This window comes from Pseudomonas sp. NY15356, from assembly GCF_048068175.1.
GTDB lineage: Bacteria > Pseudomonadota > Gammaproteobacteria > Pseudomonadales > Pseudomonadaceae > Aquipseudomonas > Aquipseudomonas putida_K.
The window spans coordinates 1-13,958 of the sequence record NZ_JBLUPW010000038.1; the positions used below are offsets into that span (position 1 = coordinate 1).

Annotated in this window: 13 protein-coding genes; 4 read left to right on the forward strand and 9 right to left on the reverse strand. The window is 64.1% G+C overall.

The features are described from left to right. Nucleotides 1–207: 207 nt before the first annotated feature. Together ACNFCI_RS21860 and rlmF are read left to right on the forward strand one after the other, a co-directional pair. Entirely contained in the window at nucleotides 208–3,054 is a 2,847-nt protein-coding gene (locus ACNFCI_RS21860) for a valine--tRNA ligase (protein WP_416768215.1), read from the forward strand. Nucleotides 3,055–3,191: 137 nt separating this feature from the next. Further along, nucleotides 3,192–4,148, forward strand: a complete 957-nt coding sequence (gene rlmF, locus ACNFCI_RS21865) for a 23S rRNA (adenine(1618)-N(6))-methyltransferase RlmF (protein ID WP_324816890.1) — start codon at nucleotides 3,192–3,194, stop codon at nucleotides 4,146–4,148. A gap of 51 nt (nucleotides 4,149–4,199) precedes the next feature. Here the strand turns inward: rlmF and ACNFCI_RS21870 are convergent, their stop codons facing one another. Next, entirely contained in the window at nucleotides 4,200–4,481 is a 282-nt protein-coding gene (locus ACNFCI_RS21870) for an HU family DNA-binding protein (protein WP_043210728.1), read from the reverse strand. A 393-nt stretch (nucleotides 4,482–4,874) separates the two neighbouring features. Here ACNFCI_RS21870 and yejK point away from each other — a divergent pair, with 393 nt between their 5' ends. Continuing rightward, nucleotides 4,875–5,882 (forward strand): nucleoid-associated protein YejK, encoded by a 1,008-nt coding sequence (gene yejK / locus ACNFCI_RS21875; RefSeq protein WP_084854523.1) that lies wholly within the window; start codon nucleotides 4,875–4,877, stop codon nucleotides 5,880–5,882. Between the two features lie 43 nt (nucleotides 5,883–5,925). Here yejK and ACNFCI_RS21880 read toward each other — a convergent pair whose 3' ends face one another. Further along, nucleotides 5,926–6,207 (reverse strand): GIY-YIG nuclease family protein, encoded by a 282-nt coding sequence (locus ACNFCI_RS21880; RefSeq protein ID WP_143515157.1) that lies wholly within the window; start codon nucleotides 6,205–6,207, stop codon nucleotides 5,926–5,928. Nucleotides 6,208–6,389: 182 nt separating this feature from the next. Between ACNFCI_RS21880 and ACNFCI_RS21885 the strand changes: the two genes are divergently transcribed. Further along, nucleotides 6,390–7,163, forward strand: a complete 774-nt coding sequence (locus ACNFCI_RS21885) for a hypothetical protein (protein WP_324816894.1) — start codon at nucleotides 6,390–6,392, stop codon at nucleotides 7,161–7,163. 2 nt (nucleotides 7,164–7,165) lie between these two features. On the opposite strand, the gene ACNFCI_RS21890 is transcribed toward ACNFCI_RS21885, so the two are convergent. From ACNFCI_RS21890 to ACNFCI_RS21920, 7 genes are all read right to left on the reverse strand, one after another. Next, nucleotides 7,166–7,633 (reverse strand): nuclear transport factor 2 family protein, encoded by a 468-nt coding sequence (locus ACNFCI_RS21890; protein ID WP_084854526.1) that lies wholly within the window; start codon nucleotides 7,631–7,633, stop codon nucleotides 7,166–7,168. A 78-nt stretch (nucleotides 7,634–7,711) separates the two neighbouring features. Beyond that, nucleotides 7,712–8,989: a CynX/NimT family MFS transporter gene (locus ACNFCI_RS21895; protein WP_416768216.1), complete on the reverse strand. Its 1,278-nt coding sequence runs from the start codon at nucleotides 8,987–8,989 to the stop codon at nucleotides 7,712–7,714. 113 nt (nucleotides 8,990–9,102) lie between these two features. After that, nucleotides 9,103–10,152 (reverse strand): histidinol-phosphate transaminase, encoded by a 1,050-nt coding sequence (hisC, locus tag ACNFCI_RS21900; RefSeq protein WP_084854528.1) that lies wholly within the window; start codon nucleotides 10,150–10,152, stop codon nucleotides 9,103–9,105. Between the two features lie 2 nt (nucleotides 10,153–10,154). Continuing rightward, nucleotides 10,155–11,480, reverse strand: a complete 1,326-nt coding sequence (hisD, locus tag ACNFCI_RS21905) for a histidinol dehydrogenase (protein ID WP_084854529.1) — start codon at nucleotides 11,478–11,480, stop codon at nucleotides 10,155–10,157. Nucleotides 11,481–11,605: 125 nt separating this feature from the next. Further along, complete coding sequence (hisG, locus tag ACNFCI_RS21910; protein WP_043213301.1) at nucleotides 11,606–12,241, reverse strand: ATP phosphoribosyltransferase; 636 nt, start codon at nucleotides 12,239–12,241, stop codon at nucleotides 11,606–11,608. A 114-nt stretch (nucleotides 12,242–12,355) separates the two neighbouring features. After that, the gene (gene murA, locus ACNFCI_RS21915) at nucleotides 12,356–13,621 is read right to left on the reverse strand and encodes a UDP-N-acetylglucosamine 1-carboxyvinyltransferase (RefSeq protein WP_084854530.1); all 1,266 of its coding nucleotides are present in this window, start codon (nucleotides 13,619–13,621) and stop codon (nucleotides 12,356–12,358) included. Nucleotides 13,622–13,645: 24 nt separating this feature from the next. Then, nucleotides 13,646–13,885, reverse strand: a complete 240-nt coding sequence (locus tag ACNFCI_RS21920; protein ID WP_029613593.1) for a BolA family protein — start codon at nucleotides 13,883–13,885, stop codon at nucleotides 13,646–13,648. Between the last annotated feature and the right edge of the window lie 73 nt (nucleotides 13,886–13,958).

Sequence of the window (13,958 nt, forward strand, 5' to 3'; positions counted from 1 at the left end):
CGTATAAACGCGGCGCTTTACCCGCCGGGGGCCGCGGGGCGGCCCTTCCGCGCCACCCCGCCGCCCCACCCCCCCCCGGGGCCCGTGTCGGTGGGGGGTTGGCCCGCGAAAGGGCTGCAAAGCAGCCCCTGCTCCTGTCGCCTCAACCCCCCAGCTTGGTTATACTTCCCGGCTTTCCCGAATTAATGCCATAGGGTCCCGCCGCGCATGGATAAGACCTACCAGCCGCACGCCATCGAAACTTCCTGGTACAACACCTGGGAGTCCGAGAACTATTTCGCTCCACAAGGTGCAGGCGAGTCCTACACCATCATGATCCCGCCGCCGAACGTGACCGGCAGCCTGCACATGGGCCACGGCTTCAACAACGCGATCATGGATGCCCTGATCCGTTTCCGCCGCATGCAAGGCCGCGACACCCTGTGGCAACCCGGCACCGACCACGCGGGCATCGCCACCCAGATGCTGGTGGAACGCCAGCTCGAGGCCAAGGGCCAGAGCCGTCATGACCTGGGCCGCGAAAAGTTCCTGGAGAAGGTCTGGGAGTGGAAGGAGCAGTCCGGTGGCAACATCAGCCGCCAGATCCGCCGCCTGGGCTCGTCGGTAGACTGGAGCCGCGAACGCTTCACCATGGACGACGGCCTCTCCGAGGCGGTCAAGGAAGCCTTCGTGCGCCTGCATGAAGACGGCCTGATCTACCGCGGCAAGCGCCTGGTCAACTGGGACACCAAGCTGCACACCGCCATCTCCGACCTCGAAGTGGAAAACCACGACGAGAAGGGCCACCTGTGGAACCTGCGCTACCCGCTGGCCGATGGCGCCAAGACCGCCGAAGGCAAGGACCATCTGGTGGTCGCCACCACCCGTCCGGAAACCCTGCTCGGTGACGCGGCCGTTGCCGTGAACCCGAACGACGAGCGCTACCAGGCCCTGATCGGCAAGTTCGTCGAGCTGCCCCTGGTGGGCCGCCGCATCCCGATCATCGCCGACGACTACTGCGACCCGGAGTTCGGCACCGGCTGCGTGAAGATCACTCCGGCCCACGACTTCAATGACTATGAAGTCGGCAAGCGCCACAACCTGCCGCTGCTCAACATCTTCGACAAGAACGCCCTGGTGCTGGCAAGCGCCCAGGCCTTCAACCTCGACGGCAGTGTCAACGAAAGCATCGACACCACCCTGCCCGCCCAATACGCCGGCCTCGACCGTTTCGTCGCGCGCAAGCAGATCGTCGCCGACCTGGATGCCCAGGGCCTGCTGGTCAGCATCGACGACCACGCCCTGAAGGTGCCGAAGGGCGACCGCTCCGGCACTGTCATCGAGCCGTGGCTGACCGACCAATGGTACGTCTCCACCAAGCCACTGGCCGAGCCTGCCATCGCCGCCGTGGAAGATGGCCGCATCCAGTTCGTGCCCAAGCAGTACGAGAACATGTACTTCTCCTGGATGCGTGACATCCAGGACTGGTGCATCAGCCGCCAGCTGTGGTGGGGCCATCGCATCCCGGCCTGGTACGACGAGGCCGGCCAGGTCTATGTCGGTCGCAACGAGGCCGAGGTGCGCGCCAAGCACAACCTGGGCGCCGACGTGGCCCTGCGCCAGGACGACGACGTGCTCGACACCTGGTTCAGCTCGGGCCTGTGGACCTTCTCCACCCTGGGCTGGCCGGAGCAGACCGAATTCCTTAAGAAGTTCCACTCCACCGACGTGTTGGTCACCGGCTTCGACATCATCTTCTTCTGGGTCGCCCGGATGATCATGCTGACGATGCACCTGATCAAGAACGAGGATGGCACCCCGCAGGTACCGTTCAAGACCGTCTATGTCCATGGCCTGGTGCGTGACGGCCAAGGCCAGAAGATGTCCAAGTCCAAGGGCAACGTGCTCGACCCACTAGACATCGTCGACGGCATCACCCTCGAGGCCCTGCTGGAAAAACGCACCAGCGGCATGATGCAGCCAAAGCTTGCCGAGAAGATCGCCAAGCAGACCAAGGCCGAGTTCCCGGAGGGCATCGCCAGCTACGGCACCGACGCCCTGCGCTTCACCTTCTGCTCGCTGGCCTCCACCGGCCGCGACATCAAGTTCGACATGGGCCGCGTCGAAGGCTACCGCAACTTCTGCAACAAGATCTGGAACGCCGCCCGCTACGTGCTGGACAAGGGCGAGGACTGCGGCCAGAACGGCGAGGCCTACGAGCTGTCGCTGGCCGACCGCTGGATCATCTCGCAGCTGCAGCGCACCGAGGCCGAGGTCACCCGCCAGCTCGAGCAGTTCCGCTTCGACCTGGCCAGCCAGGCCCTGTACGAGTTCATCTGGAACCAGTACTGCGACTGGTACCTGGAGCTGTCCAAGCCGGTGCTGTGGGATGAGAACGCCCCGGTCGAGCGCGCCCGCGGCACCCGTCGCACCCTGGTACGCGTGCTGGAAGTGGCCCTGCGCCTGGCCCATCCGTTCATGCCGTTCATCACCGAAGAGATCTGGCAGCGCATCGCGCCGCTGGCCGGCATCGACGGCAAGACCATCATGCTGCAACCGTGGCCGGTGGCCAACGAGAGCCGTATCGACACTGCTGCCGAAGGCGACATCGAGTGGCTGCAGCAGCTGATGGTCGGCCTGCGCAACATCCGCGCCGAGATGAACATCGGCCCTGGCAAGCCGCTGCCGCTGTTCCTCAAGAACGCCAATGCCGACGACCAGCGTCGTCTGCAGGAAAACGAGGCACTGCTCAAGAAGCTGGCCAAGGTCGAATCGTTCACCGTACTGGGCGAGCAGGACGAAGCGCCGCTGTCGGCCACCGCGCTGGTGGGCGACCTGCAGGTCCTGGTGCCGATGGCCGGCCTGATCGACAAGGATGCCGAGCTTGCGCGCCTGAACAAGGAAATCCAGCGCCTGCAAGGCGAAGTCCAGCGCGTGGGCGGCAAGCTGTCCAACGCCGCGTTCGTCGACAAGGCCCCGCCTGCCGTGATCGAGAAAGAGCGCGCCAAGCTGGCCGAGTCCGAACAGGCCCTGGCCAACCTGACCGAGCAGCATGCGCGGATCGCGGCGCTGTAACATCGAGTGAAGCCATAGCGGGCTGCCCTGCAGCCCATCGCCGGCAAGCCGGCTCTCACAGGTAAAGTGCAAACCCTGAACCTTGCACCTGACCTGTGGGAGCCGGCTTGCCGGCGATGCTTTTTCAGGACCCTACCATGACCCAGAAACCCACCCTGCACCCGCGCAACCGTCACAAGGGCCACTACGACTTCCCCAGCTTGATCAAGGCCCACCCGGACCTGGCCCGCTTCACCCTCACCAACCCCTACGGCAAGCCCAGCATCGACTTCGCCAACCCCGAGGCCGTACGGGTGTTCAACCGCGCCCTGCTCAAGGCCCAGTACGGTATCCAGCACTGGGACATCCCGGCCGACTACCTGTGCCCGCCGATCCCAGGTCGGGCCGACTATATCCACGTGCTGGCCGACCTGCTGGCCGAAGACTGCGGCGGCGCCATCCCCCGCGGGGCCCAGGTACACGCGCTGGACATCGGCGTTGGCGCCAACTGTATCTATCCGTTGCTCGGCCATAGCGACTATCGCTGGCGCTTCCTCGGTTCGGACATCGACCCGGTCGCCCTGGCCTCGGCCAAGGCGATCGTGCAGGCCAATGGCTTGGCCAAGACGATCACCCTACGCCAGCAAGGCAACCCACGACATATCCTCGACGGGCTGCTGCAAGGCGATGAGCGTTTCGATGTGACCCTGTGCAACCCACCCTTCCATGCCTCCCGGGACGAAGCCACCCGCGGCAGCCAGCGCAAGTGGAAGAACCTGGGCAAGCAGGACCCCAAGCGCAAGCTACCGGTGTTGAATTTCGGCGGGCAGAACAACGAGCTGTGGTGCGAAGGCGGCGAGATCCGCTTCGTGAGCCAGCTGGTGGCCGAAAGTGCGCAATACGGGGAGCAGGTGCTGTGGTTCAGCAGCCTGGTATCGAAGGCCAGCAACCTGCCAGGTATCGAGGCCGCTCTGAAGAAGGCGGGCGCGAAGGCGCAACGTGTGGTCGCCATGGGCCAGGGCCAGAAGCAGAGCCGCATGGTCGCCTGGAGCTTCCAGGACGATGCCGCCCGCCAGGCCTGGCATGCCCGGCGCGAAGGCAAATCGCGGGCATGAAAAAACCGCGCCCGGGCAAGCCGGGCGCGGTTCGTTCAACGCATCAACGCATTACTTGTTGACGGCGTCGTTCAGGACCTTGGCAGGTACGAACTTGACGACTTTCTTGGCAGCGATTTCGATGGCAGCGCCGGTCGAAGGGTTGCGGCCGGTACGGGCAGGACGCTCGGAGACTTTCAGCTTGCCGATGCCTGGCAGGGTGATTTCAGCGCCGTTTTCCAGTTGGTCGGCGACGATCTGGCCCAGTTGCTCCAGGGCGTTGCGCGCGGTGGTCTTCGGCGCGTCGATGGCTTCGGCGATATCGGCAATCAGTTGGTCTTTGGTCAATGCCATGGTGGTGTTCCTTCCCTATCAAATTCAGTGATTATGCAGTGTGCCAGGTCGTAATCGGGCCAGCCCTGGGCGGCCAGGCGGGCCGCGCCAATCGCGTATGTAGATACGAAAATCAGCGTTTGGTTCGACACGGCCAGGCGATCTGCCGGCAATGCGCCACCCAAGGGGCGCAAGACCGCGCAAAGCTACCACAGGAATGGATAAATATCCGCTGCCGGCTTCGATTTTATGCAGGTTTTTCGGGGGCTTTAGCGGAAAACGCAAAAAATTGAACAAAAAACGAACAACAGGCATTTCCGCCAACATCTGGCCACTGCATCGCCCCTGCCCTGGGTTAAACTGGGCGACTTTGCAGCGCGGTCCGCTACCGCCCGAGACCTATTCGAGAGATCCATGCCAATCCGTCATTGCATCGTTCACCTGATCGACAAGAAGCCCGATGGCAGCCCGGCAGTACTGCATGCGCGCGACTCCGAACTCGCCGCCTCCGACGCCATCGAAAACCTGCTGGCCGACCTCAACGACAGCTACAACGCCAAACAGGGCAAGGCCTGGGGCTTCTTCCACGGCGAGTCCGGCGCCTACCCGCTCAGCGGGTGGCTGAAACAATACCTGGACGGAGAAAAGGACTTCACCGCCTTCAGCCGTGTCGCCGTCGAGCATCTGCAAAAGCTGATGGAGGAATCCAACCTGTCCACCGGCGGCCACATCCTCTTCGCCCATTACCAGCAAGGCATGACCGAGTACCTGGCCATCGCCTTGCTGCACCACAGCGAAGGCGTGGCGGTGAACGCCGAGCTCGACGTCACCCCGTCGCGCCACCTGGACCTCGGCCAACTGCACCTGGCGGCGCGTATCAACCTGTCGGAGTGGAAGAACAACCAGAACTCCAAACAGTACATCTCGTTCATCAAGGGCAAGAACGGCAAGAAGGTCTCGGACTACTTCCGCGACTTCATCGGTTGCCAGGAGGGCGTGGACGGCCCCGGTGAAACCCGCACGCTGCTCAAGGCCTTCAGCGACTTCGTCGAAAGCGAGGACCTGCCCGAGGAAGCGGCCCGGGAAAAAACCCAGACCCTGGTCGACTACGCCACCACCCAGACCAAGCTGGGCGAGCCGGTGACCCTGGAGGAGCTGTCGAGCCTCATCGATGAGGACCGCCCGAAGGCGTTCTACGACCACATCCGCAACAAGGACTATGGCCTGTCGCCGGAGATCCCGGCGGACAAGCGCACCCTCAACCAGTTCCGCCGTTTCACCGGCCGGGCTGAAGGCCTGTCGATCAGCTTCGAGGCGCACCTGCTCGGCTCCAAGGTGGAGTACGACGAGGAAGCCGGCACCCTGATCATCAAGGGCCTGCCGACCCAGCTGGTCGACCAGCTCAAGCGCCGCAAGGATTGAGGCTGCGCCCTATCGCCGGCAAGCCGGCGATAGCTGACGCCCCCTACCCTTCTGCCCCTTTGGCATAAGCCACCACCAGCGCCTCCTTGGCCGACTTGCGCAGCTTCTTCACCAAGCGCTCCTGGCGCAATGCCTCGGCCTTGTCCGGCCATTGCTCGACATACACCAGCGCCTGGGCCGGGCTGGTCTTGAAATAGCGCGCCCCCTGCCCCTTCTGATGCTTCAGGAAACGCCGCTGGGGGTCATCGCTGATACCGCAATACAACGAACCATTCGCCGCGCGAACCAAGTAGACATACCAGGGCTTTGCTCCCTGGACCGGCATTTCTTCACTCAAGACCTGTGCTCTTTGCGTCATTAGTTTGGTGAGCCCATCCACGAAAGGGCTGCACCATGTTCAAAACCCTACCCATCGCGACCCTCGTCGCAACAACCCTCCTTACCGCCCACGCATCGCCCGGCAAAACGTCGGCACACACATCGCTCGGCCAGCGCACCGCCGCCCAGATGCAACAAAACTACGATGCCACGCCGGCGCGCTGCGAAGGCAATGCAGTTCCGGCCCATGCATGCTCCGGCGTACTGCTCAGGGCCACCAAGCCAGGGCCGGGCTACCACACCTGGCATCATAGCCCCAACACCAAGGCCAAGGGCGGTCTGTCGTTTTCCTACATTCGGGCCGATATACCGACGTCCCGGCTTGCCGCCGACGGCCGCAGCGGCTTCACGCTGTATCCACAGCTGCAACGCCCGCGAGGCTCGTCGTACTACGAAGTGCTATGCGCATGGCCAACCGATGGCGATACCTGGACGCGCAACAGCAATGGCTGTGGCGACAATTCCCAGACCCCTCAGGTGGAGCAGGCCTGCCACCAAAAAGGGATCGACACCGCCGAGCAGTGGATCGCCGAGTTCAGGCGCAGCGGCGACTACAAGCAGCAGTGCGCCTTCGATGTACGTTATGCCCGCATCCCGGGCAGGGCCGATGCGTTCCATCAGAGCCTGCGTGCCAAGCAACTGTTCGGCAAGGAACTGCCTTTCCAGTGGAACGAGCTGATCCTGCGGGCCTGGGATGAATCCACTTCAGCCAGGCTGCCGATCCAGTCGTTCTTCCACATCGAAGGGATGCCCGGGGCCTTGCAACAGGCCCAGACCGACCAGCGCGACTGGTACAAGACCAATGGCACATTCATCCCGGTGATCCGGATACGCCTGCCAAGCGAAGGGAGCAAGCAGGCCAGGTTTACCTACCATGAGCATGAGCAGGCCGTTGCGCGCTGATCTCAGGCCTGCTGGAACCCCCGCAGCCCTTTGAAGGCTTGCCGGCGCACCTTGTCCTGCAGCCATGGCGACCAGCCCAGTACCAGCCCCGGCAAACCCAGAGCCTGGCGAGACCAGCGCCAGAAATCGAAACTGTCGTCATGCTGCAGGATCAGGCCATCGCGGATCACGAAGCGCGCCTGGATGTCGTTGACCACCGTGCGGCCGGTCTGGCTGAACAGGTAGCGCGCCACCCAATGGGCGCTGGCGCTGTCCTGACTGGCTTGGACGTGGTCGAAGGTCAGGGAGAAGTCCTTGGCCCGTGTGGTCAGCATCCGCCACATGTCGCCGACGTCCTGGCCTCGTAGAGTGCCGAACACCGGATCGCTGAAGGTGATGTCTTCGCTGTAGCAAGCCACCATGGCCTCGGCGTCCAAGCGCTGGAAAGCCTGATAGAAACGGGTGATCAATGCTTGGTTGGCGTCGCTCATGGCGCAATCCGTCGAGAAGTGGAAGCCTGAACGATAATCCGTGATGCGCACTGGCGCCATGCCCGTTCGAGCCTTCGGCTAAACCCGCTCGCTGTTCACCTGCACATGCAATGCCCGCCCAGCCCCCAGGCCGAACACGATGGCCCCAATGCCCAACGCCGCAAAGATCCACCCCACGGCAGCCCAACCGCCGGTCAGGTCATGCACCAGCCCCACCGCGAACGGCCCCATGGACGCCAAGGTGTAGCCCACCCCTTGCGCCATGCTCGACAGGTTGGCCGCGACATGGGCATCCCTGGAGCGCAGCACGATCAAGGTCAGGGCCAAGGCGAAGGTACCGCCCTGCCCCAACCCGAGCACCACCGCCCAACCCCAGAGGCCGGACAGCGGCGCATACAGGCAACCGAACAACCCCGCCAGGGTGATCAGCATGACGATGACGATCGCCAGACGTTGATCCTTGCCCCGGGTTGCCAACCAAGGCGCGCTGAGCGAACTGACCAGCTGCACGATCACCGAGCCGGACAGCACCAGGCCCGCTTCCGTCGGGCTCAGGCCACGGCCGATCAGGATCGAAGGCAGCCAGCCGAACACGATATAGGCCAACGACGATTGCAGGCCCATGTACAGGGTGACCTGCCAGGCCAGTGGATCGCGCCACAACCCGCGCACCCGGTAGGCCACCTTGTGCAGGCCATGCCCCTGGCGCGCCTGGGGCAGCCATACCAGCATCGCCAGCAGCGCGGGAAGCAGCCAGAAGCCAAGCCCCACAGGCCAGCTGTCGGCGAAATGGCGGGTCAATGGCACGGTCGCACCGGCGGCCAGCGCAGCTCCCAGGCACAAGGCCATGGTGTAGACGCCGGTCAGGGTGCCGGCATGCTGGGGGAAGTCGCGCTTGACGATGCCTGGCAACAGCACGCCGATGATGCCGATACTCGCGCCGGCCATGACGCTGCCCAGAAATACCCCGGTCACGCCCAGGGCACTGCGCACGAGAATGCCCAACGCCAGGGTCAGCAAGATGCCGAGGATCACGCGCTCGCTGCCAAAGCGCCTGGCCAGCGCCGGCGCCAGCGGCGCGAACAGGCCCAGGCACAGTACCGGCAAGGTGGTCAGCAAACCAGCCTGGGCGGCATTGAGCCCCAGGCTGCCGGAGACTTGCCCCAACAGCGGAGCCAGGCTCGACAATGCCGGGCGCAGGTTCAGCGCCACCAGCACCAGCCCTAGCAGCAACAGCCATGGGCGGCGCAGGGCCACAGGCTGCTGCACCTGTTCGTCGTCGGCCTCGGCGTCGATCAACAGTTCGTCGAGTTCCGTCTCGTGGGGCGGGCTGCGGTGGGTCGTGCGTTCGTCCATGGTTCTCTCGTGGTCAGGGTTCGTTGACGGCGGCGGTGATAGGGGCAGGCTAGAGGGTGAAGACACAACGCAACCCAAGCGCCGCTGCACGAACCTACGCCTGACCCGCCCGCTTATCCAAGCGCATCGAGCAACGCCTGGTTCATCTCCGGCGTGCCGATGGTGATCCGCAGGAACTGCGCAATCCGTTCCTGCTTGAAGTGCCGGACAATCACCCCCTGCTCACGCAACCGCGCCGCGATCCCAGCGGCATCCTGCTGTGGATGCCGGGCGAAGATGAAGTTGGCTGCCGAAGGCAGTACTTCGAATCCACGGGCGCACAATTCACCAACCAACGCCTCGCGGCTGTCGATGACCTTGCGGCACGTCTCGTCGAAGTAGGCTCGGTCCTCGAACGCCGCTGCCGCCCCCACGATCGCCATACGATCGAGCGGGTAGGAGTTGAAGCTGTTCTTGATCCGTTCCAGCGCCTCGATCAGGTCCGGGTGCCCCACCGCCAGGCCAACCCGCAGGCCAGCCAGGGAACGCGACTTGGACAGCGTCTGGGTCACCAGCAGGTTGTCGTAGCGGCCCACCAGGCTGATGGCCGTTTCGCCACCAAAATCGATGTAGGCCTCATCCACCACCACCACCGAATCGCGGTTGGCCTGCAGCAATTGCTCTACCGCCTGCAACGGCAGCAGGCAGCCGGTCGGCGCGTTGGGGTTGGGGAAGATGATCCCGGCGTTGGGCTTGTTGTAGTCCGCGATGCGGATCTGGAACTGCTCGTCCAGCGCCACCGGCTCGAACGGGATGCCGTACAGGCCGCAGTACACCGGGTAGAAGCTGTAGCTGATGTCCGGGAACAGCAGCGGGCCACGGTCGTGCTGGAACAGGCCGTGGAAGATGTGCGCCAGCACCTCGTCCGAGCCGTTGCCGACGAACACCTGCTGCGCCGTCACACCGTAGTACTCGGCTACCGCCTGCTTGAGGCGATCGCCGTTGGGGTCCGGGTACAGGCGCAGGTTGTCGTTCAGTTCCCCTTGCATGGCCGCCAGCGCCTTGGGCGATGGGCCATAGGGGTTCTCGTTGGTGTTGAGCTTGACCAGGCGGGCCAGCTTGGGCTGCTCGCCCGGCACGTAGGGCACCAGGTCCTTGACGAAGGGGCTCCAGAATCGGCTCATGTTCAGTTCCCCTTGTTTTCGGTGAGGATTCGGTATTCGGCGCTGCGCGCGTGGGCGGTCAGCGATTCGCCACGGGCCAGGACCGACGCGGTGCGGCCCAGCTCGGAAGCGGCCTGTTCGGAGCAGAAGATGATCGACGAACGCTTCTGGAAGTCATACACCCCCAGTGGCGAAGAGAACCGCGCAGTGCCGGAAGTGGGCAGCACGTGGTTGGGGCCGGCGCAGTAATCGCCCAGGGCTTCGCTGGTGTGGCGGCCCATGAAGATCGCGCCGGCATGGCGGATGTGCGGCAGCCAGGCCTGCGGGTCGGCCACCGACAGCTCCAGGTGCTCTGGGGCGATGCGGTTGGCGACGTCCATCGCCTGCTGCATGTCGCTTACCTGGATCAACGCACCACGGCCGTTGATCGACTTTTCGATGATCTCGGCACGTTCCATGGTCGGCAACAGCTTGCCGATGCTGGCGGCGACGCGGTCCAGGAACGCCGCGTCCGGGCTGACCAGGATCGCCTGGGCGTCTTCGTCGTGCTCGGCCTGGGAGAACAAGTCCATGGCGATCCAGTCCGGGTCGGTCTGGCCGTCGCACACCACCAGGATCTCCGAGGGCCCGGCGATCATGTCGATGCCGACCTGGCCGAAGACGTGGCGCTTGGCGGTGGCCACGTAGATGTTGCCCGGGCCGACGATCTTGTCTACCTGAGGCACGCTCTGGGTGCCATAGGCCAGGGCCGCGACCGCCTGGGCGCCACCGATGGTGAAGACGCGGTCGACCCCGGCGATGCAGGCCGCGGCCAGCACCAGTTCGTTGACTTCGCCACGTGGGGTCGGCACCACCATCACCACCTCGGACACGCCGGCGACCTTCGCCGGGATGGCATTCATCAGTACCGACGAAGGGTACGATGCCTTGCCGCCCGGGACATACAGCCCAGCACGGTCCAGCGGTGTGACCTTTTGGCCGAGCACGGTGCCGTCGGCCTCGGTGTATTGCCAGGAATCCTGCTTCTGCCGCTCGTGGTAGCTGCGCACACGGTTGGCGGCGGTCTCCAGGGCTTGGCGCTGGGCCTCGGTGATGCGGGTCAGCGCCAGTTCCAGGCGCTCGCGGTCGAGGATAAGGTCTTCGATGCCATTGGCATCGACCCCATCGAAGCGCTGGGTGAATTCCACAAGAGCGGCGTCGCCGCGCTCGCGCACGGCCTTGATGATGTCGAGCACGCGTTGGTTGACCGCGTCATCGGACACGCTTTCCCAGCTCAGCAGATGATCCAGATGTCGGGCGAAATCCGGATCAGCAGCGTTGAGACGGGCAATTGCAGTGGACACGGTCATGGCGAGGGCCTCGTTTTATTGGCGAATGCTCAGGCGCCCTAGGCTACCAGTCCATCCGCGCGGGCACCCGAGAAAGTTGGCTATGACGCGGATAGACGGGCGCGACGAGAAGTCGCGCGCAAAGGTCAGCCGCGGTGTCGGGACTCGACGGCCTGGCGCAGGGTGTCGATCAGGCTCTGGATGCGGGCGTGCTGCATTTTCATGGAGGCCTTGTTGACCACCAGGCGCGAGCTGATCGTGGCGATCAGTTCCTGGGGCTCCAGGCCGTTGGCACGCAGGGTGTTGCCGGTGTCGACCACGTCGATGATCTTGTCGGCCAGGCCGATCAGCGGCGCCAGCTCCATCGAGCCGTACAGCTTGATGATATCGACCTGACGGCCCTGCTCGGCGTAGTAGCGCTTGGCTACGTTGACGAACTTGGTGGCCACGCGCAGCCGGCCCTTGGGCTCCGGTGCGCCCACGGCACCTGCGGTCATCAGCTTGCAACGGGCGATCTGCAGGTCCAGGGGCTCGTACAGGCCCTGGCCGCCGTACTCCATCAGCACGTCCTTGCCGGCCACCCCGAGGTCGGCCGCGCCATGCTCGACATAGGTCGGCACGTCGGTGGCACGCACGATCAGCAGGCGCACGTCGTCCTGGGTCGTGGGGATGATCAGCTTGCGGCTCTTGTCCGGATTCTCGGTCGGCACGATACCAGCCTCAGCCAGCAATGGCAGGGTATCGTCGAGGATTCGGCCCTTCGATAGCGCGATGGTCAACATGGGAAACGTCGGTCCTTAAGCGGCTACTGCCGGCCAGGTCCTGGACCTGGCCGCATTTGATTCGTGTGTGGGAGCGAGCCTGGCCCGCTTCCACACCCAGCGCCAGTCAGATGACTAGCCCGGTACGCGGCGAATTTTCGCGCCCAGCATCTGCAGTTTTTCCTCGATGCACTCGTAACCACGGTCGATGTGGTAGATGCGATCGATCAGGGTATCGCCATCAGCGACCAGGGCCGACAGGACCAGGCTGGCCGAAGCCCGCAGGTCGGTGGCCATGACCGGTGCGCCCTTGAGTGCCTTGACCCCGGTGACGATGGCAGTGTTGCCCTCGACCTGGATCTGTGCGCCCATGCGGTGCATTTCGTAGACGTGCATGAAGCGGTTCTCGAAGATCGTCTCGATCACCGCACCTGTGCCTTCGGCGATGGCGTTGAGCGAGATGAACTGCGCCTGCATGTCGGTCGGGAAGGCCGGGTACGGAGCGGTACGCAGGTTGACGGCCTTGGGCCGCTTGCCATGCATGTCCAGCTCGATCCAGTCTTCGCCGGCAGTGACTTCGGCACCGGCTTCCTTGAGCTTCTCCAACACCGCCTCGAGGATGGTCGGATCGGTGTCCTTGACCTTCACACGGCCACCGGTCACGGCAGCAGCGACCAGGTAGGTACCGGTCTCGATACGGTCGGGCATCACGCGGTAGGTGGCCGAGTGCAGGCGCTCGACACCATCGATGACGATGGTGTCGGTACCGGCGCCCTGGATCTTGCCGCCCATGGCGTTGATGAAGTTGGCCAGGTCGACCACTTCCGGCTCGCGCGCAGCGTTCTGCAGGACGCTGCGGCCCTTGGCCAGGGCAGCGGCCATCATGATGTTCTCGGTACCGGTCACGCTGACGGTGTCGAAGAAGAAGTGCGCACCACGCAGGCCGCCTTCAGGGGCCTCGGCCTTGATATAGCCGCCTTCGACTTCGATCTTCGCTCCCATGGCCTCCAGGCCACGGATGTGCAGGTCGACTGGGCGCGAACCGATCGCGCACCCACCGGGCAGGGCGACTTCAGCCTTGCCGAAACGGGCGACCATCGGGCCGAGCACCAGGATCGAGGCGCGCATGGTCTTGACCAGCTCGTAGGGTGCGACCAGGGTCTTGATGGTGCGCGGGTCGATTTCCACCGAGAGCTTCTCGTCGATCACAGGCTCGATGCCCATGCGACCGAACAGCTCGATCATGGTGGTGATGTCGTGCAGATGCGGCAGGTTGCCCACGGTGACCGGGCCGTCAGCCAGCAAGGTCGCCGAGAGAATCGGCAGGGCGGCGTTCTTCGCCCCGGAAATGCGGATCTCGCCATCGAGACGCGCGCCGCCAGTGATAATCAGTTTGTCCATTGCAATCTCGCCGCCAACGTTGGCTCAGGTGCGCTCAGCCCAGGCTGCGCTGCTGAAAAATTTCATGGTTACCGCATGGATGCTGCCATCGGCGATCCACGGATTCAGGTGAGCATAGATCGCCTGCTGGCGCTTGACCGGGCTCTGGCCGGCCAGCTCGTCGCTGATCACGTTCAACTGGAAGTTGCAGCCTTCGCCTTCAACTTCGACCCGGGTTCCCGGCAATTTCTCTTCAAGGAAGCTTTTAACTTCTACGGCCTGCATGCTCAACCTCAATCGGCGCCCAGTGCGCGCGGGTCGGCCATCATACAAAAAAGCCCCCCGCCTGCGAAGCCCA